The sequence below is a fragment of the Aquamicrobium terrae genome, from assembly GCF_040545735.1.
Classification (GTDB): domain Bacteria; phylum Pseudomonadota; class Alphaproteobacteria; order Rhizobiales; family Rhizobiaceae; genus Mesorhizobium; species Mesorhizobium terrae_A.
In genome coordinates this window covers 368,365-388,222 of the sequence record NZ_JBEPML010000001.1, presented here as the reverse complement: position 1 = coordinate 388,222, position 19,858 = coordinate 368,365, and the positions used below count along the sequence as shown (strand labels likewise).

General features: G+C 64.8%; 14 protein-coding genes. 9 read left to right on the top strand and 5 right to left on the bottom strand.

Annotation, left to right across the window (positions count from 1 at the left end; genetic code table 11):
- Positions 1-174 precede the first annotated feature (174 nt).
- Positions 175-1,440 (bottom strand): N-acetylmuramoyl-L-alanine amidase, encoded by a 1,266-nt coding sequence (locus tag ABID37_RS01825; protein WP_354192275.1) that lies wholly within the window; start codon positions 1,438-1,440, stop codon positions 175-177.
- Between the two features lie 611 nt (positions 1,441-2,051).
- On the opposite strand from ABID37_RS01825, the gene ABID37_RS01820 reads away from it, so the two are divergent.
- Positions 2,052-4,970, top strand: coding sequence for an Rne/Rng family ribonuclease (locus ABID37_RS01820; protein ID WP_354192273.1), 2,919 nt, complete (start codon positions 2,052-2,054; stop codon positions 4,968-4,970).
- 99 nt (positions 4,971-5,069) lie between these two features.
- Here the strand turns inward: ABID37_RS01820 and ABID37_RS01815 are convergent, their stop codons facing one another.
- On the bottom strand, positions 5,070-6,014 hold the full coding sequence (locus ABID37_RS01815; RefSeq protein ID WP_435521519.1) for a glutaminase: 945 nt from the start codon (positions 6,012-6,014) through the stop codon (positions 5,070-5,072).
- Positions 6,011-7,159, bottom strand: a complete 1,149-nt coding sequence (locus ABID37_RS01810; protein WP_354192271.1) for a pyridoxal phosphate-dependent aminotransferase — start codon at positions 7,157-7,159, stop codon at positions 6,011-6,013. Before ABID37_RS01810 ends, ABID37_RS01815 begins: the two co-directional genes overlap by 4 nt.
- A 147-nt stretch (positions 7,160-7,306) precedes the next feature.
- Between ABID37_RS01810 and ABID37_RS01805 the strand changes: the two genes are divergently transcribed.
- From ABID37_RS01805 to ABID37_RS01775, 7 genes are all read left to right on the top strand, one after another.
- Positions 7,307-8,701 carry a M48 family metalloprotease gene (locus tag ABID37_RS01805; protein ID WP_435521518.1) on the top strand — a complete coding sequence of 465 codons (1,395 nt, stop codon included), beginning with the start codon at positions 7,307-7,309 and terminating at the stop codon, positions 8,699-8,701.
- A 42-nt stretch (positions 8,702-8,743) separates the two neighbouring features.
- Positions 8,744-9,520, top strand: coding sequence for a DsbA family protein (locus tag ABID37_RS01800; protein WP_354192268.1), 777 nt, complete (start codon positions 8,744-8,746; stop codon positions 9,518-9,520).
- A 140-nt stretch (positions 9,521-9,660) separates the two neighbouring features.
- On the top strand, positions 9,661-10,095 hold the full coding sequence (gene aroQ, locus ABID37_RS01795; RefSeq protein WP_354192453.1) for a type II 3-dehydroquinate dehydratase: 435 nt from the start codon (positions 9,661-9,663) through the stop codon (positions 10,093-10,095).
- A 26-nt stretch (positions 10,096-10,121) separates the two neighbouring features.
- Positions 10,122-10,595 (top strand): acetyl-CoA carboxylase biotin carboxyl carrier protein, encoded by a 474-nt coding sequence (gene accB / locus ABID37_RS01790; protein WP_354192267.1) that lies wholly within the window; start codon positions 10,122-10,124, stop codon positions 10,593-10,595.
- A 10-nt stretch (positions 10,596-10,605) separates the two neighbouring features.
- Entirely contained in the window at positions 10,606-11,949 is a 1,344-nt protein-coding gene (gene accC / locus ABID37_RS01785; RefSeq protein ID WP_354192266.1) for an acetyl-CoA carboxylase biotin carboxylase subunit, read from the top strand.
- Positions 11,950-12,039: 90 nt separating this feature from the next.
- Positions 12,040-12,669, top strand: a complete 630-nt coding sequence (aat, locus tag ABID37_RS01780; protein ID WP_354192265.1) for a leucyl/phenylalanyl-tRNA--protein transferase — start codon at positions 12,040-12,042, stop codon at positions 12,667-12,669.
- Positions 12,670-12,721: 52 nt separating this feature from the next.
- A complete protein-coding gene (locus ABID37_RS01775) occupies positions 12,722-14,074 on the top strand; it encodes a DNA polymerase IV (protein WP_354192263.1) in 1,353 nt (450 codons plus the stop codon).
- Between the two features lie 16 nt (positions 14,075-14,090).
- Here ABID37_RS01775 and ABID37_RS01770 read toward each other — a convergent pair whose 3' ends face one another.
- Together ABID37_RS01770 and dnaE are read right to left on the bottom strand one after the other, a co-directional pair.
- Positions 14,091-14,906 carry an ion transporter gene (locus ABID37_RS01770; RefSeq protein ID WP_354192262.1) on the bottom strand — a complete coding sequence of 272 codons (816 nt, stop codon included), beginning with the start codon at positions 14,904-14,906 and terminating at the stop codon, positions 14,091-14,093.
- 122 nt (positions 14,907-15,028) lie between these two features.
- Positions 15,029-18,538 carry a DNA polymerase III subunit alpha gene (gene dnaE, locus ABID37_RS01765; RefSeq protein ID WP_354192261.1) on the bottom strand — a complete coding sequence of 1,170 codons (3,510 nt, stop codon included), beginning with the start codon at positions 18,536-18,538 and terminating at the stop codon, positions 15,029-15,031.
- 190 nt (positions 18,539-18,728) lie between these two features.
- Here dnaE and ABID37_RS01760 point away from each other — a divergent pair, with 190 nt between their 5' ends.
- Complete coding sequence (locus ABID37_RS01760) at positions 18,729-19,853, top strand: S-(hydroxymethyl)glutathione dehydrogenase/class III alcohol dehydrogenase (RefSeq protein ID WP_354192260.1); 1,125 nt, start codon at positions 18,729-18,731, stop codon at positions 19,851-19,853.
- The last annotated feature ends 5 nt before the right edge of the window (positions 19,854-19,858 follow it).

Here is a 19,858-nt window from a genome sequence, read left to right as displayed (position 1 = left end):
CCTCCCCAATGGGCGCGACGGTGCGCGCAAGGCTCCTGGGAGGTCCTAGATCGGGAACCATTGTCGCCCTGATGTGGGTAAAATGCGGCAACGGGCAAACTCGATTCTCGAAGAGGCCCACAATATCGCACTGTGTTGTGCGCTTGCAACGCCGCCTTGCAACGGAAACCGGCATCAGCCGCCCGCCGCCGCCTTGGCCGAAGCGAAGGCGGCAATGGCGTTGATGATGCTGGAGGCTGCCTTGTCGCGCCATTCCGGGTTGATGAGCTGCGCCTCGTCTTCCGGGTTGGAGAGGTAGCCGAGCTCCACCAGAACCGAGGGAACGTCGGGCGCGCGCAGGACCTTGAAGCCGGCGAAGCGGTGCGGATTGTTGATCAGGCCGACGGTGGTGGACAGTTCCCCCACCAGCGTATTGGCGAAGCTCATCGAGAAGGAATGGGTCTCGCGGCGGATGAGATCGAAGAGGATGTCGGCCACCTCGGGGCTGTCCACCTTCACCTCGATGCCGCCCAACTGGTCCGCAAGGTTCTCGCGCTCGGCCAAGGCCTGCGCCTCGGCGTCCGAGGCCTTGTCGGACACGGTATAGACGGTGGCGCCGCGAATGCCCTTCAGCCGGATCGTATCGGCATGGATGGAGATGAACAGATCTGCCTCGTTCTGGCGCGCGATGCGTACCCGCTCGTCCAGCCTGAGGAAGACGTCGCTGTCGCGCGTCAGCATGACGTCATATTTGCGGGTGGCGTCGAGCTTCGCCTTGAGTTCACGCGCAAAGGCCAGCGTAACCTCTTTCTCCTGCGTGCCGCTGATGCCTTCCGCACCGCCATCGACGCCGCCGTGACCGGGGTCGAGCACGACGGTGAACCGGCGCAGCGGTGTTTTGGCCCTGCGGTCGCCCTTGTCGCCCGCCACCGTCGAGGCGGTTGTCAGGGCCTGTTCGGCAAGGGCTTCCTCGAACTGACGGTCGGATGCCGCCGAAATTTCCACCGCGAGACGATGGCCTGCGCCGTCCTCGTTCTCGAGCACGTCGAGCCGGTCGACGAGGAAGGGCCCCTTGCCGGAAATGACCAGGCGGGAATTGCCCTCGCCCGTCTTGCCGTAGCGCACGCCCGCCACCAGCCCCCTCGCCTTGAGGTCGGCGGTGGCGATCTTCATCTCGGTCGAAGGCAGGTCGATGACCAGCCGGTGCGGCGCACGCAGCAGAAACCAGTGCGGCGACGGCTCGCCGTCGAAATTGAGCACGATGCGCATGCGCGTCGCGTCGCCGGCCATCTTGTATTCCGTCGCCGTGAGGCCATCGGCGGCAAGCACCGGCGCCGGCAGCAGGCATTGCAGTCCGGCGAGGAACACCAGCAGCATGAGGGCGGCGCCAAAGCGGCGGCACAGGCCCGCCACCTTGCCGGCTGGCGCATTCGACCCTATATCGTAACGCGTGGCTTCCATTGCGGCGGCTTTGCCTGTCGTTGATCGTTGCGCCGATACGACGCAATTCGATTAACAGTTCGTAGCCAGAGAAGGTTAACCAAGCCTTTTCAGAAGCGACCTTACCCGACGTAAGGCCTATTTGCCGGCATCCGAAAACAGGGTTGCCTTCCACCTCGCCAAATCTTAAAAGCAGCGGTGGACTACCGCAATCTCGGAACCGTCCTATCGTAGCGCGCTGCATTACGGCGAAAGTCGGCAGCCTCCGCGCGGAGACGATGGGTTCGCGGTTGGTCACAAAAGGTTTTCGCAGGCATGAACCCGTGGCGGGGAGTTGTCTGCGTTCAGGAAAACGGCTCGGGTCTGCCCGGCCGGCTCTGGTCAAGAGCAAACAAGCTGGTCCGGTTTCCGGGCTTTGGTTCAAGAGGTCCACTGGCTCAAAATGCCTTCGAGCGCCATCATGGAAAGGTCCGCACCCCACCGCGCCATAACGGCAGCGGGCGGTTCCGCCATTGCGCTTCGAGGACAGCACAGGGACATACAATTATCCGGCACCCTCACCCATTCGAACCGGCAGCGGCGGGCATGGCCCGGCTGCCCGGCGCGGGCGGCTGCCGGGAGGAAACGCAGTAATGCCCAACAACAAGATGCTTATAGATGCCTCCCACCCGGAGGAAACGCGGGTCGTCGTCGTTCGCGGTAACCGCATTGAAGAATTCGATTTCGAATCCCAGGACAAGAAGCAGCTCAAAGGAAATATCTATCTCGCCCGCGTGACGCGGGTCGAACCTTCGCTTCAGGCGGCCTTTGTCGAATATGGCGGGAACCGTCACGGCTTCCTCGCCTTTTCCGAAATCCATCCCGATTACTACCAGATCCCGGTCGCCGACCGGCAGGCGCTGCTGGCCGCCGAGGCCGAGGACGCCCAGGCCGATCACGACGAGGACCATGGCGGCGAGGAACGCAAGGAGCGCGACCGCTCCCGGCGCAACCGCCGGCGCGGCAGCAAGGCCCGCGACCATGGCGAGGAAACGAATCGCGTCGAAGCCGCCAGCAACGAAAACGCTGACGAGACCGAAGCCGATGACACTGCTGGCACCGAGGAAGAAGCTTCCGTTTCCGTCGAGCTGACGGATCTGGCCGACCAGGCCGAGGAAGATGCGCAGGGCGAAGCCGAGGCCGGTGAAGCGCAAGAGGCAGCCGACGAGGCGGAATCCGGCGAGGAAACCGAAGCTTCCGGCGACAAGCCTTCCTCCATCGCGGCCGCCATCGAAACCGACGTGATATCGGAGCCGGTTGCCGAGCAGGGCGCCGCGCCCGAGGCCGAGCATGAAAACGGCGACCGCGGCACCGTCGAGGAAGTCGTTTCCTCCAATGGCGACGACCATGAGGTCGAATCGGTCGGCGCCGAAGACGCGCTGGAAGAGGCCCGCAACCGCCGCAAGCCGCCGCGCCGCCAGTACAAGATCCAGGAAGTCATCAAGCGCCGCCAGATTCTGCTGGTCCAGGTGGTCAAGGAAGAGCGCGGCAACAAGGGCGCGGCTCTCACCACCTATCTGTCGCTGGCCGGCCGCTATTCGGTGCTGATGCCCAATACCGCACGCGGCGGCGGCATTTCCCGCAAGATCACCAATGCCCAGGACCGCAAGCGCCTGAAGGAGATCATGACCGATCTCGAGGTGCCGGAAGGCATGGGCGTCATCCTGCGCACGGCCGGCGAAAGCCGCACCAAGGCCGAGATCAAGCGCGACTACGAATATCTGATGCGGATGTGGGAAAATGTCCGCAACCTGACGCTCCAGTCCACGGCCCCTGCCCTCGTCTACGAGGAAGGCTCGCTCATCAAGCGTTCGGTGCGCGACCTCTACAACAAGGACATCAACGAGGTGCTGGTCGCCGGCGAGGAGGGCTATCGCGAGGCGAAGGACTTCATGCGCATGCTGATGCCCAGCCATGCCAAGGTCGTCCAGCCCTACCGCGACACCACGCCGATCTTCGTACGCTCCGGCATCGAGGGTCAGCTCGACCGCATGGTGCAGCCGCAGGTGACGCTCAAGAGCGGCGGCTACCTGATCATCAACCAGACCGAGGCGCTGGTTTCCATCGACGTCAACTCGGGCCGCTCCACCAAGGAGCACTCCATCGAGGAGACGGCGCTGCACACCAATCTGGAAGCGGCCGAGGAGATCGCCCGCCAGTTGCGCCTGCGCGACCTGGCCGGCCTGATCGTCATCGACTTCATCGACATGGAGGAGAGCCGCAACAACCGCGCCGTCGAAAAGCGGCTCAAGGAGCATCTCAAGAACGACCGCGCCCGCATTCAGGTCGGCCGCATCTCGCATTTCGGCCTCCTGGAAATGTCGCGCCAGCGCATCCGCGCCAGCGTTCTGGAATCGACGATGAAGCCCTGCCCGCACTGCGGCGGCACCGGCCATGTCCGTTCGGATTCCTCCGTTGCGCTGATGGTGGTTCGCGCCATCGAGGAATTCCTGCTCAAGGATTCACGCCACCACATCACCGTGCGCACCCCGGCCACCACGGCGCTCTATGTGCTCAATCACAAGCGCAGCACGCTGATCGAGCTGGAGAAGCGTTTCGGCGTGCTGGTTACCGTCGAGGCCGATGAAAGCACCGCCTCGCAGCACTATGTCATCTCGCGCGGCGCGATCGCCGAAAAGCCGGAAGGTTTTGTCGAGATCCGGCCGCAGACCGGCTTTGCCGATGACGACGAGCTCGACGACGAGATCATCGTCGAAGAGGAGGACGTCGAGGAAGCCGTCGTCGCCCAAGGCGACGAGGCCCAGGGCGAAAGCCAGCGCGACCGCAAGCGCCGCCGTCGCCGCCGTCGTCGTGGCGGGCGTGATCGCGAGCATGGCGAACAGACCCATGAAGCTGGCGCCGACAGCCTGTCGGAAGACGCGGACGAAACCGGAAGCGACGACGACGAGGAGGATGCCACCTCCGAAAGCGAGGCGGCCAAGGCGGACGATGCCCAGTCCAAGAAGCGCCGTCGCGGCAAGCGTGGCGGTCGCCGCAGCCGCAATGGCGAAGACGCCCAGGCCGACGGCGAGACCGCCGAGGCCGTAGAAGCGGTCGCTGTGACGGAAGAGGTTGTCGCCGATACCCAGCCGGAAGTGGCCGAGGCCCCGGCACCCGAAGCGCCGGCGGAAGCGGAAGCCGTTGCCGAAGCAGAGGAAGCTCCCGCGCCGGCCGAAGAGGCTCCGGCGGAAAAGCCGAAGCGCGCACGCCGCACCACCCGCGCCAAGAAGGCCAAGGCCGAAGAGGCTCCGGCGGAAGCAGCCGATGCGCCTGCCCCGGCAGAACCCGCCGCCAAGGCCGAAGCGGCTGCGGATGCGCCCTTGCCGAACGGCGCCGCGGACGCAGAGCCCGCCGAAGCCCCGGCAAAGCCGACCCGCAGCCGCCGCAAGGTAGCCGCAGCCGAGGTGCCGGCCGAACCGGTCGTCTCGTCCGTCGTTGCCAATGAGGATGCCGCCCCGGCGGAAGAAAAGCCGAAGCGCGGCGGCTGGTGGCAGCGCAAGAGTTTCTTCTAAACTCTGATCTTTATTGAGAAAAAAGCCCGGCTGGTCTTTTCCAGCCGGGCTTTTGGTTTAGAACATGATCCCGAAAATCATCTCGCTTCAAAGAGCTTTTCAGGCGCCGAACACCGACCAGTTCATCGCCCGCGCCAGCTTTTCCAATGCCAGTGTGCCCAGCCGCGAATTGCCGTGTGCGTTGAGACCCGGCGACCAGACCGCAACCGAGCCGACGCCCGGCACCGTGCCCAGAATGCCGCCGCCCACGCCGCTCTTGGCCGGAATGCCGACGCGGAAGGCAAAGTCGCCTGAACCGTCATAGTGGCCGCAGGTCAGCATCAGGGCGCTGATGCGCCGCGCCCGCTCCGCCGAGACGACCGAATGGCCGCCGGCGCCACGGCCCCGGTCGGCAAGGAAGCGCCCGGCAAGTGCAAGCTGCCGGCAGTTCATGGCGATGGCGCAATGGTGGAAATAGACGCCCAGCGCCAGTTCCGGCGCGTGATCGAGATTGCCGAACGACTTCATGTAATTGGCCAGCGCGACATTGCGATAGCCGGTGGCGCGTTCCGATGCCGCCACCTGATGGTCGATGACGATGCCGTCATCGTCGGCGAGGAACTGGACGAAGCGCAGGATTTCGCCGATGGCCTCGCGCGGCTGATGGCCGGCCAGCAACATGTCGGCGACGACGATGGCACCCGGATTGATGAAGGGATTGCGCGGCACGCCGGCTTCGTGCTCGAGCTGCACGATCGAATTGAACGGATTGCCGGAGGGTTCCCGCCCGACCCTGCGCCACAGCGCATCGCCCACCTTGCCAAGCGCCAGCGTGAGCGTGAACACCTTGGAAACGCTCTGGATCGAGAAGCTTTCCTCGGCATCCCCCGCCGTCAACACCCGGCCGTCGACAAGCGCGACCGCGATGCCGAACTTGGCCGGATCGATCCTGGCGAGCTGCGGAATATAGGCGGCCACCTCTCCGCGATCCGTGCGCACCGACATTTCCGCGGCGATTTCATCCAGAACGCCCTGAAGATCCGGCACGCCCTGCCTCCCCGTCATTTCAGCCAGCGCTCAAGGCGGGCCAGCGCCTCGATCATGTCGGCATGGCTGCCGGCATAGGAAAAGCGGATGTAGCGATGGCCCTGCTGCGGGTCGAAATCCTTGCCCGGCGTGGCCGCCACATGCGCCTCAGCCAGCATGCGCCCGGCAAACGCCATGCTGTCGTTTGTGTGGCGGCTGACGTCGCAGAAGGCGTAGAAGGCCCCGTCCATCGGCGCGGCCAGCGGAAAGCCGAGTTCCGGCAGGCGGCGCATCAACAGCTCACGGTTCTGCGCATAGCGCGCCTTGACGGCCTCCAGCTCTTCGGTGGCCGAAAACGCCTCGATGGCCGCGATCTGCGACAATTCCGGCGCAGAAATATAGAGGCTCTGGGCGATGCGCTCCACCGGGCGCACCAGTTCTTCGGGAAGCACCATCCAGCCGATGCGCCATCCGGTCATGCAATAATATTTGGAGACGGAATTGATGACCGTGACCTCGCCGCCATAGGCAAGCGCGGTCCTGTCCGGCGCCCCATAGGCCAGCCGATGGTAGATCTCGTCGGAAATCACGGTGATGCCGAGCTCGCGGGCCGTTGCGACGAGTTCGCCCAGTTCGCGCTCGGGAATCACGGCCCCGGTAGGATTGGCCGGGCTGGCGAACAGCACGCCCTTGAGCGGCTTTTGCGCATGAGCCGTTCGAAGATGGGCAGCGTCCAGATAGGGAGCGCCGTCCAGTTCGATCTCGACCACCTCGATGCCAAGCGCCGCCATGATGTTGCGATAGGCCGGATAGCCGGGCGCGGCGATCGCCACGCGGTCGCCGGCATCGAACATGGCAAGGAAAGCGAGGTTGAAGGCGGCCGACGACCCCGTCGTCACAGCGATCCGGGCCGGCGACACCTCGACGTCATAGTGTTCCGCGTAGTGGCGCGCGATGGCTTCGCGCAAGCTCATCAGGCCGAGCGCATCCGTATAGCCGATGCGTCCGCGCTCCAGCGCCTCGGCGGCAGCGCGCCGAACCGCGGCGGGAGCCGGATCGGACGGCTGCCCGACCGCCATCGAAACGACGTCGATGCCCTGCGCTATCAGCCGGTTCGCCCCGGCCAGAACGTCCATGGCATGGAACGGCTCGACCGCTCCGCGACGCGACGACGACACATTCATTGGTACCAATCCTCGTTCCGTTCCGGCCCGCCGGTCGGCAGGCAGCGCCGCACAATTGCCCGATTGCTGTGGGGATCACAAGTTCATGAACTTTACGGCGGCGCCTTTTCATCGCACGAAGGCTCAGCTACCAGTGGAGCGGAAATGATGAACCTGCCCATTAACGTCCGGCCTTTTGTCCGGGCCGGCAAGGCGCTGGCCACGATGACGCTTGGCGTCGCCATGCTGGCTTCGACCACTGCGCAGAGCTTTGCCCAGGGCGTTCCGGTCGTCCGCGATGCCGAGATCGAGGCGCTGGTGCGCGACTATTCGCGGCCGATCTTCAAGGCCGCGGGGCTTTCCAAGGCCGGCATCCAGATCGTTCTGGTCAACGACAAGAGCTTCAACGCCTTCGTGGCCGGGCGGCGCATGTTCATCAACACCGGCGCGCTGATGCAGGCCGAAACGCCCAACGAAATCATCGGCGTCATCGCCCATGAAGCGGGGCATCTGGCCGGCGGCCACCAGCAAAGGCTGCGCGACCAGCTCGAACGGGCCAAGACCATGGCCATCATCGCCGGCCTCCTGGGCGCCGGCGCCATCGTTGCCGGCGGCGCTTCGGACAATCGCGGCCTGGCGGGCGCTGGCATCGGCCTTGCCACCGGCGGTAGCGAAGTGGCGCGCCGCAGCCTGTTGTCCTACCAGCGCGGCGAGGAAATGGCCGCCGACCGCTCCGCCATCACCTATCTCGATGCGACCGGCCAGTCCGGCAGGGGCATGCTCGCCACCTTCAAGCGCTTCCAGAGCGCGTTGTCGCTGTCGGGAGCAAGGGTCGATCCCTATCGCGTCAGCCACCCCATGCCGCAGGACCGCATCTCCAACCTGCAAACGCTGATCGAACGCAGCCCGAATTACGGCAAGGCCGATTCGGCCGCCTTGCAGCAGCGCCATGACATGATGCGCTTCAAGATCGCGGCCTACACCCAGGGCCAGGCGGCGGCCTCGCGCATGATCGCCAAGAATCCCGGCACTATGGCCGCCAAATATGGCGACGCGCAGGTCACCTATCTCTATGGCAACCTGCGTTCCGCCCAGAGCAAGGCGGATGCGCTGGTCAAGGCCCAGCCCGGCAATCCCTATTTCCACGAGTTGCGCGGCGATATCCTGATGAAGACCGGCAGGCCGAAGGAAGCCGCCGCCGCCTATGGCAAGGCGATCCAGCTCGATCCGGCCAAGTCCGGCCTGCTGCCGGTCATGCAGGGGCAGGCGCTGCTGGCTATCGGCACGCCCGATGCCGTGAAGCAGGCCGTGGCGCAGATCAACAAGGGGCTGGAGCGCGACCGCGAGAACATCTCCGCCTATCGCTATCTCGCGCAGGCGCAGGGCATGCTCGGCAATGTCGCGGAAGCCGAGCTTGCCACGGCCGAGGGCCACTACTATTCCGGCGCCTATCGGGACGCGGCCGTGTTCGCCGCCCGTGCCCAGACACGGCTGAAGCCCGGTTCCCCGGCCTGGCTGCGCGCGCAGGACATCATCAACCAGGGCAAGTCTGCCCGCAAGTAACGCCATGCCGCGCCACGCCGCGCACCAGAAAGGACGATCCCCATGAAGAGAACAGGCCTGCTCGGCGCCACGGCCCTGGGCCTTGCGTTGCTTGCAACCGGCTACATGGCCGGCAATCGCGGCCTTGACGTCGCGCCCGCCGCCCATGCCGAAACGCTGGATCGCGCGACCGTCGAGAAGATCGTGCGCGACTATCTGCTGGCCAACCCGGAAGTCCTGCTTGAAGCACAGGAAGCGCTGGAGACGAAGCAGCAGGAGCAGCAGCGCCTCGCCCATCTCGACACCATCAAACAGAACAAGGACGCCATCTTCAATTCCAGCTTCGACGGCGTCGTCGGCAACCCGGACGGCAAGGTCACCATCGTCGAGTTCTACGACTACAATTGCGGCTACTGCAAACGCGCCATGGACGACATGGAAGCGCTGACCAAGGAAGATCCCGACCTGCGCTTCGTGCTCAAGGAATTCCCGATCCTGAGCGCGGACTCGCAGAAGGCCAGCATCGTTTCCATGGCCTTCCACCTCATGCAGCCGGAAAAATATGGCGATTTCCACCGCGCCCTGATGAGCGGCGAAGGCCGCGCCACGGAAGAGGAGGCCATCAAGGTCGCGCTGTCGCTAGGTGCCGACGAGGCCGAACTGCGCGCCAAGATGAAGGATCCCTCCATTCCGCAGGCGCTTTCGGCGACCTACGAGCTGGCCACCAAGCTCTCCGTCAGCGGCACGCCCTCCTATGTGGTGGGCGAGGAAGTGATCTACGGCGCGCTTGGCAAGGAAGTGCTGGCCGAGAAGATCGCCGCCGCCAAGGAAGCGCTCTGACCCCGGAACGGGACTTTTGCGGACAGAGCCTGCTGTGGACAGGCAAAGAAGCGGCTTGCGCTCTTTTCGCACCGGTTTAAGCGCATTATAGAAGGTCCGGCGTGGGTGATCGACTTCCGCCACAGGACAAGGTCGGCATATTGAAAACTGTTTTCATTCTGAACGGTCCCAATCTCAACATGCTTGGAAAGCGGGAGCCGTCCATTTATGGGACGCAGACGCTTGACGGCATCGCCGACCAGTGTCGCGAGGCGGGCCGCGCGCTCGGCCTCGACGTGGATTTCCGCCAGACCAACCATGAAGGCGTATTGGTGGACTGGATCCACGAGGCCGCCGACAAGGCTGCCGGCATCGTCATCAATGCCGCCGCCTATACCCACACCTCGATCGCCCTCCTCGACGCTGTCAAGGCTATCCAGCCTCTGCCGGTGGTGGAGGTGCATCTTTCCAACATACACGCCCGCGAACCGTTCCGGCACGTCTCGATGATCGCGCCGAACGCCGTGGGAATGATCTGCGGCTTCGGCCCCCTCGGCTATACGCTGGCGTTGCAGGCGCTCGCTGCGCGACTGTAACCGGCACACAACAAGAAGGCTCGACCATGACAAACAAGAAAACCGGTGTTGACCAGCAACTGATCCGCGATCTGGCGGGAATCCTGAACGACACCAACCTGACCGAGATCGAGGTCGAGAACGAGGAATTCAAGGTGCGCATCTCGCGCCACACGCAGACGGTCCATGCCGCCGTCGCCGCGCCGGCCTATGCGCCCGCCCCGGCCCCGCAGGCCGCGCCCGCGGCTCCGGCGGCGCCGGCTGCCCCCGCCGCGCCCGACCTTTCGAAGAACGCCGTGCCTTCGCCCATGGTCGGCACCGCCTATCTGGCACCGGCCCCCGGCGCCAAGCTGTTCATCGAGGTCGGCCAGAAGGTGAGCGAAGGCCAGACGCTGCTCATCATCGAGGCGATGAAGACCATGAACCAGATTCCCGCCCCGCGCGGCGGCACCGTCACCGCAATCCTGATCGAGGACGCGCAGCCGGTCGAATTCGGCCAGCCTCTGGTCGTGATCGAGTAGGCCCTTGGGCATGTTCCAGAAAATCCTCATTGCCAATCGCGGCGAGATCGCGCTTCGGGTGCTCAGGGCCTGCAAGGAGCTCGGCATCCAGACCGTCGTCGTCCATTCGACCGCCGATTCCGACGCCATGCATGTGCGGCTTGCCGACGAGAGCGTTTGCATCGGCCCGCCGCCCTCGCGCGACAGCTACCTCAACATCCACCAGATCGTCGCCGCCTGTGAAATCACCGGCGCCGACGCCGTGCATCCCGGCTACGGCTTCCTGTCGGAGAACGCCAAGTTCGCCGACATCCTCGCCGCCCACAACATCACCTTCATCGGCCCCTCGGGCGACCACATCCGCATCATGGGCGACAAGATCGAGGCCAAGCGCACCGCCAAGCGCCTCGGCATTCCTGTCGTTCCGGGTTCGGACGGCGCGGTCAGCGAGGAGAGCGAGGCCAAGCGCATCGCTGCCGACATCGGCTATCCGGTCATCATCAAGGCTTCCGCCGGCGGCGGCGGGCGCGGCATGAAGGTGGCGCGTTCCGAGGACGAACTGGAAGTGGCGCTGGCCACCGCACGTTCGGAAGCGGGCGCCGCCTTCGGCGACGATGCCGTCTACATCGAGAAATTCCTGGAAAAGCCGCGTCACATCGAGCTTCAGGTGTTCGGTGACGGCGCCGGCAAGGGCGTGCATTTCGGCGAGCGCGACTGTTCGCTGCAACGCCGCCACCAGAAGGTGTGGGAAGAGGCGCTGTCCCCTGCCCTCAACGAGGCCCAGCGCGAGCGCATCGGAACCATCTGCGCCAACGCCGTGGCCGAGCTTGGCTATTCGGGCGCCGGCACCATCGAGTTCCTCTACGAGAACGGCGAGTTCTATTTCATCGAAATGAACACCCGCCTGCAGGTGGAGCATCCGGTGACGGAAGCCATCACCGGCATCGACCTGGTTCACGAGCAGATTCGCGTGGCCTCCGGCGGCGGACTGTCGGTGACGCAGAAGGACATCCGCTTCCACGGCCACGCGATCGAGTGCCGCATCAACGCCGAGGACCCGCGCACCTTCACGCCGTCACCGGGAACAATCACCCATTTCCACACGCCCGGCGGCCTCGGCATTCGCGTCGATTCCGGCGTCTATTCCGGCTATCGCATCCCGCCCTATTACGACAGCCTGATCGGCAAGCTGATCGTGCACGGCCGCAACCGCGTCGAATGCATGATGCGCCTGCGCCGCGCGCTGGACGAATTCGTCGTGGACGGCATCAAGACGACGCTGCCGCTGTTCCGCGACCTCGTCGGCAACCACGACATTGCCGACGGCAACTATGATATCCATTGGCTGGAAAAGTACCTGGCCAAGGGAGAGTAGCTTGCCGACGGCGCCAGACAGGGCCCGCTATTCCACCCCCCTCGCCGAGGGGGGTGTTTTCGAACAAGCGACCTGCCGGAGGGGGCGGCCATGATCCGCCCATTCGCACCCGGCTTCCGCATCCCGACCGATCTCCTGCTGAAGGCCTATGCCTCGGGCGTGTTTCCGATGGCGGAAAGCGAAACGGACCCGGAAGTGTTCTGGGTGCGGCCCGAGATTCGCGGCATCATCCCTCTCAACGCCTTCCATATTCCCAAAAGCCTCGCCAAGAAGCTGCGGCACAACCCGTTCGATGTGCGCTTCGACACCGATTTCGAGGCGGTTATCGACGCCTGCGCGGAGAAACGCGACGACCGCCCCTCGACATGGATCAACGGGCCGATCCGCGAGGCCTATGTGCAACTCCACTATATGGGCCACTGCCATTCGGTCGAGGCCTGGCGCGAAGGCAGGTTGGTCGGCGGCCTTTACGGCGTTTCGCTGGGGCGTGTCTTCTTCGGCGAAAGCATGTTCTCCAAGGAAGTCGATGCCTCCAAGGTGTGCCTCGTCGCGCTGGTCGAGCGCCTGCGCCAGCAGGGCTACCAGCTTCTCGATACCCAGTTCACCACCGAGCACCTGAAGCGCTTCGGCGCCATCGACGTCCCGCGTGCCGAATATGAGACCATGCTGGCCGAGGCACTGGTCGGCACCGTGACCTTCACGCCGAACGCCGGCCGTTGAAGCGCCGCCGCCGCTGGCGTAGGATGCCACACGTTCCTCGTATGTTCGACCGATGCGCGCTGCCGTCAATCACCCCGACCACGGCTTCTGCCGTGACTGCCTGACGCCGCAACAGAGCGGCGTGCGCCGCTGCGCGCATTGCGGCAGCCCGCGGCTCGTGCGCCATCCCGAACTGTACAAGCTGCATCTGGCCCATATCGATTGCGACGCCTTCTACGCCGCCGTGGAAAAGCGCGACAACCCGAGCCTGAAGGACAAACCCGTCATCATCGGCGGGGGAAAACGCGGCGTCGTCTCGACCGCCTGCTACATCGCCCGCATCAACGGCGTACGCTCGGCCATGCCGATGTTCAAGGCGCTGGAGGCTTGCCCCGAGGCGGTCGTCATCAAGCCCAACATGGAGAAGTACGCCCGCGTCGGGCGCGAGGTGCGGGCGATGATGCAGGCGCTCACTCCGCTGGTCGAGCCGATCTCTATCGATGAGGCATTCCTCGATCTCGCCGGCACCGAGCGGCTGCACGGCATGCCGCCGGCGCTGGTTCTGGCGCGTTTTTCACAGGCGCTGGAGAAGGAAGTCGGCATCACCGCCTCGGTCGGCCTGTCCTATTGCAAGTTCCTCGCCAAGGTGGCCTCCGATTTCCGCAAGCCGCGCGGCTTTTCGATCATCGGCGAAGCCGAAGCCACCGGTTTCCTTGCCGAACAGCCGGTCACGCTGATCTGGGGCGTCGGCAGGGCCTTCGCTTCCGTGCTGGAGCGCGACGGGATCCGCCTGATCGGCCAGCTCCAGAAAATGGATCAGGCCGAACTGATGCGCCGCTATGGCAGCATGGGCAGCAGGCTCTATCATCTGTCGCGAGGCCAGGACGAGCGCGTGGTCAGCGCCGACCGCGATTCCAAGAGCGTATCGGCCGAAACCACCTTCGACATGGACCATTCGCAGCTCGACGATCTGGTGCCGGTGTTGCGCGCCTTGTCGGAGAAAGTCTCCGCGCGCCTCAAGAAGGCGAGCCTCGCTGGCCGTACCGTGGTGCTCAAGCTGAAATCGAGCGATTTCAGGATCCGCACCCGCAACCGCCAGCTCGGCGATCCGACCCGTCTTGCCGACCGCATCTTCACCACCGGCCTCGAACTGCTGCGCAAGGAAATCGACGGAACGCGATATCGCCTGCTGGGCATCGGCGTGGCCGACCTGTGCGATTCCGGAAAGGCCGACCCGCCCGATCTGGTCGATACGCTCTCCCACAAGCGCGCCTTGGCCGAGGGCGCGATGGATGCACTGCGCGACAAGTTCGGCCGCAGCGCCGTCGAAACCGGCTACACCTTCGGCAAGGGCCATCGCGGCAAGCCCGCCCGCCCCGGCGAGGAAGACGAGCCGGAAGTCCGCCACCCATGGGAACGCATCTGAGACCGGGTGTCCCGGGTCAGTCGTTGTCGTCGGGAATATTGAGGATATGGCCGCAGGCCTTGCAATGCACGGCATCGGGCTCGTGCCGCTGCAAACCGCAGCGCGGACAGGGAAAAAAGACCTTGTTCGGCCGGAACAGCGCCCTTGCCAGCCGCACGAACAGCGTGATGCCGATGATCATGGTGACGATGGCTGTCAGCTTGCCGGCGACGCCCGGCAGCACGATATCGCCGAAGCCTGTCGTGGTGACGGTCGCCACTGTCACATACATGGCATCGACATAGCCCTCGAAGCCGGACCCGTTGCGGAAGAAGAAGGTGTAGACGAAGCCTGTGACGACGAACAGGAACGTCACCAGATTGACCACCGCGTGACTGGCCTCACGCCATGGCCGCAGCCGCTTCATCTCGAAGTGACGCCACAGGGAGCCGCTGCGCGACAGCGACCACAGCCGCAATATGCGCAGGAACGCCAGATTGGCCAGCGCCTGCGGGAACAGCAGCGTGAGCAGGATGAACATGTCGATCCATGACGTGGGCTGGCGGATCAGCCGCACCATGTCCGTGGAAGCGAGCAGCCTGCCCGCCATATCCACGGCAACAAGGGCCGCGACCAGATAGTCGATCCACAGGAAGCTCGGCGTCTCCTGCAACACCGGCGTCAGGATGAAGAAGACGATGATCGCCAGATCGATCAGGATCGTCGCGATCCGGAAGCGGAATGCGGCGGGCGAACTTCCGTGATAGAGTTTGCGCAGGCGGTCCCTAAGCCCTGCGCCCCCCGTCAACTGCTCTGCTTCGGCATGCTTGGTCATCGCCAAGCGATAGAGCATTTTGCCATCAAGTGGAATCACCTGGCGTTGCACAAATCCGGCGAAAACAACCGGATAGAGCAACATCGGACAGTCGGACTGTTGCTCCAGCCTGCCGCAGCGGGCCGGTCCAGTGACGCCGCCTATACCAGCTCGACGTCGACCACGCCGGGCACGGCACCGATGGCCGAGGCGATGCGCGGATCGATGCGGTAGCGGTTGGGCAGCGCCACTTCGACCTCGCCCTGCCCTTCCTCCTTCAGCACCACGATGCTGACCTGCCCCTCGCCGCTTTGCGAAAGACGCGCAGCCACCGAATCCACCGGCGCTGCCCCGCGCACGAAGATGCGCAGCAGCTTCTGCACCTGACTGGCGGCATCGTCCAGCGATCGTACGGCCTGGATGCGCAGATTGACGCCTTCCGGCCGGTCCTCCGCGCCCACCTCGATGACCACCGATTTGCCGGCCTCCAGAAAGTCGCGATACTGCGCCAGCGTTTCGGAGAACATCACCGCCTCGAACTGGCCGGTGGTGTCGGAGAAATTGACCACGCCCATCTTGTTGCCGGTGCGCGTCTTGCGCTCCTGCTTGGAGGTCACCGTGCCGGCAAGCCGCCCGGCCGATGCGCCGCGCTTCACCGCCGCGGCGAAGTCGGCCCAGTTCTGCACCCGCATCTTCTCCAGCACCTGCTTGTATTCGTCCAGCGGATGCGCCGAGAGATAGAAGCCGACCACCTGGAATTCGCGATGCAGGCGCTCCGCCGGCAGCCATGGCTCGACCACCGGCAGGTGCAGCGCATTCGACTGCGCGCCGAGCGAGGCGCCGAAAATATCGCCCTGCCCCGAGGTCGCATTCTGCTGGGCGAGTGCGGCCAGCCCCATCATGCGCTCGACGCCGGCCATCATGGCGGCGCGCTCGTGGCCGAAGCAATCGAAGGCGCCGGCCATGATCAGGCTTTCGAACACCCGCTTGCCGACGATCTTCGGGTCGATGCGCTCGCAGAAATCGGCAAGGCTGCGGAACTGGCCTTCCTTGCGCTTCTCCACGATGTGATCGACGGCGGCCTCGCCCACGCCCTTCAGCGCGGCCAGCGAATAGAAGATCCTGTTCTCGCCCACCTCGAAGTCGCGATAGCTGGTCAGCACCGAAGGCGGCACCACCTCGATGCCGAGCCGCAAAGCGTCCTGCCGGAAATCGGCGAGCTTGTCGGTGTTGTTCATGTCGAGCGTCATCGACGCCGCCAGGAACTCGACCGGATAGTGCGCCTTGAGGTAGGCCGTCTGGTAGGACACCACGGCATAGGCGGCGGCGTGCGACTTGTTGAAGCCGTAGTCGGCGAACTTGGCGAGCAGGTCGAAGATGAAGTTGGACTGCGGCTTGCTCACGCCCCGCTCGACCGCACCCGAGACGAAGCGCTCGCGCTGCTTGTCCATCTCGGCGCGGATTTTCTTGCCCATGGCGCGGCGCAGCAGGTCGGCTTCGCCGAGCGAATAGCCGGCCAGCTCCTGCGCGATCTGCATGACCTGCTCCTGGTAGACGATGACGCCTTGCGTCTCCTTCACCAGATGGTCGATTTTGGGGTGGATGGAGGCCGTTTCCTCCTCGCCGTGCTTGCGGGCGTTGTAGGTGGGAATGTTCTCCATCGGGCCGGGTCGATAGAGCGCCACCAGCGCGATGATGTCCTCGATGCAGTCCGGGCGCATGCCGATCAGCGCCTTGCGCATGCCCGCCGATTCCACCTGGAACACGCCGACCGTCTCGCCACGCGACAGCATGGCATAGGTCTGCTGGTCGTCCAGCGGCAGTTTGGACAGGTCGATCTCGACCCCGCGCCGGCGGATCAGCTTCACCGCCGTCTCCAGCACGGTCAGCGTCTTGAGGCCGAGGAAGTCGAACTTGACCAGCCCGGCATCCTCCACCTTCTTCATGTTGAACTGGGTGACCGGCATGTCCGAGCGCGGATCGCGGTACATCGGCACCAGTTCCCACAAGGGGCGGTCGCCGATGACGATGCCGGCAGCGTGGGTGGAAGCATGCCGGTAGAGCCCTTCCAGCTTCTGCGCCATGTCGAGCAGGGTCTGGACGATGGGCTCCTTCTCCACCTCCTCGGCAAAGCGCGGCTCGGCCTCGATGGCGTCCTTGAGCTTGACCGGATTGGCGGGGTTGGCCGGCACCATCTTGCACAGCCGGTCGACCAGACCGTAGGGCATCTGCAGCACGCGCCCCACATCGCGCAGCACCGCGCGCGCCTGCAGCGTTCCGAAGGTGATGATCTGCCCCACCTGCTCGCGGCCGTATTTGCCCTGCACATAGCGGATCACTTCCTCGCGGCGATCCTGGCAGAAGTCGATGTCGAAGTCCGGCATCGACACGCGGTCGGGGTTGAGGAATCGCTCGAACAGCAGCGAGAAGCGCAGCGGATCGATGTCGGTGATGGTCAGGGCATAGGCGACCAGCGAGCCCGCACCCGAGCCACGGCCCGGCCCCACCGGAATATCATGCGCCTTGGCCCACTTGATGAAGTCCGCGACGATGAGGAAGTAGCCGGGAAACTTCATCCGCTCGATGACGCCGAGCTCGAACTCCAGCCGTTCCTGGTAGTCCTCGACCGTGTGGCCGGCGGTCGGCCCATGCGCATCGAGGCGGTGCGCAAGACCCTCGCGCGCCTGACGTTTCAGCTCTTCCGATTCCGCCTTTTCGGCAGCCTCGGGGTCCTCGACATCGGCACCGGCGAAGCGCGGCAGGATCGGCTTGCGATTCTTGGGATAATAGGAGCAGCGCATGGCAATCTCGACGGTATTGTCGAGCGCCTCCGGCAGGTCGGCGAACAGTTTCGCCATCTCGGCCTGCGATTTCAGATAGTTGTCGGGCGAAAGGCGGCGGCGGTCGTCGACCGCGATCACCGAACCTTCGGCAATGGCAATCAGCGCATCATGCGCCTCGTAGTCTTCCCGCTCGAGGAAAAAGGCTTCGTTGGTGGCCACCAGCGGCAGTTCGTGCCTGTAGGCAAGCTCAATCGTGCGCTGTTCCACGCCGCGATCATAGCCGGACACGCGCTCCAGTTCGACATAGAGCCGGTCGCCGAACATGTCCTTCAGGAACAGGAGCCGCGATTCGGCAAGTTCGTGCCGGTCAGCCTTGAGCGCACCGCCGATCGGCCCGCGCGGCCCGCCTGTGAGGCAGATCACGCCTTCGCAGTATTGGGCCAGCATGTCGCTGGTGACATGCACCGGCTCGCCGGAAGGCGTGTCCAGATAGGCATGGCTGACCAGCCGCACCAGATTGGCATAGCCTTCCTCGTTGGCGGCGATCAGCACCACCGGCGCCATTTCCGGCCCTGCCCGGCGCCGATCGCGCGGGCCGTCCGCCGGCTCGCCCGAAAAGCTGAGGTCGACCTGGCACCCCATGATCGGCTGGATGCCGTCCTTGGTCGCCTTCTGGGCGAATTCCAGTGCACCGAACAGGTTGTTGGTGTCGGTAACGGCAACCGCCGGGCAATTGTCCTTCAGCGCATGGCCGACGATGGCGCCGAGCTGCAATGCGCCTTCCAGCAGCGAATAGGCCGAGTGCACGCGCAGATGGATGAACATCCGCCCGGAAACCGCGGCCGGCAGGGCCATCATCTTTTCACTCACGGATTGATCGTCGCTCATATGTCGCAAACCGGGGATTCGTTCACAGAGCTTTATAGTCGGGATCGGGACGGCGCGAGTCCAGCCCGTCCCTGTTCACAACCTGTGTCCCGCAGGCGGCTGAGTGTCCCAGCGTCATGCGGCGGCTTGCACGCCTGCCTCTTGCTGCTAGTTTGGCGGCAACCAGATTTGCGTTGCAGGGAGGAACTCAATGAAAACGCGTGCCGCTGTAGCCGTTGGAGCGGGCAAGCCTCTGGAGGTGATGGAGGTTGACCTTGAGGGCCCGCGCGAGGGCGAGGTGCTGGTCGAGGTCAAGGCGACGGGCATCTGCCACACCGACGAGTTCACCCTGTCGGGCGCCGATCCCGAAGGCATCTTCCCGGCCATCCTCGGCCATGAGGGGGCCGGCGTGGTGGTCGATGTCGGCAAGGGCGTGACCAGCCTGAGGAAGGGCGACCACGTCATCCCGCTCTACACGCCCGAATGCCGGTCCTGCCCGTCGTGCCTGTCGCGCAAGACCAACCTGTGCACGGCCATCCGCGCCACCCAGGGGCAAGGCTTGATGCCCGACGGCACCTCGCGCTTTTCGGTGGGCGGCGAAAAGATCCACCACTATATGGGCTGCTCGACCTTCTCCAACTTCACCGTGCTGCCCGAGATCGCGCTGGCCAGGGTCAACCCGGACGCGCCCTTCGACAAGATCTGCTACATCGGCTGCGGGGTGACGACCGGCATCGGGGCGGTGATCAACACCGCCAGGGTGGAGATCGGGGCGACGGCGGCGGTGTTCGGGCTGGGCGGCATCGGTTTGAACGTCATCCAGGGGCTGCGGCTGGCCGGGGCCGACATGATCGTCGGCGTCGATCTGAACAACGACAAGAAGGCCTGGGGCGAGCGGTTCGGCATGACCCATTTCGTCAACCCGAGCGAGGTCGAGGACGTGGTGGCCGAGATCGTCAACCTGACCAGGCGCGGGGCCGATCAGATCGGCGGGGCCGACTACACCTTCGACTGCACCGGCAATGTCAAGGTGATGCGCCAGGCGCTGGAGGCCTCGCATCGCGGCTGGGGCAAGTCGGTGGTCATCGGGGTTGCGGGGGCGGGCCAGGAGATCGCGACGCGGCCGTTCCAGCTGGTCACCGGGCGCAGCTGGATGGGCACCGCCTTCGGCGGCGCGCGGGGCCGCACCGACGTGCCGCGGATCGTCGACTGGTACATGGAGGGCAAGATCCAGATCGACCCGATGATCACCCACACCATGCCGCTCGACGACATCAACACCGGCTTCGACCTCATGCACAGGGGCGAAAGCATCCGAAGCGTCGTGATATATTGAGGAGC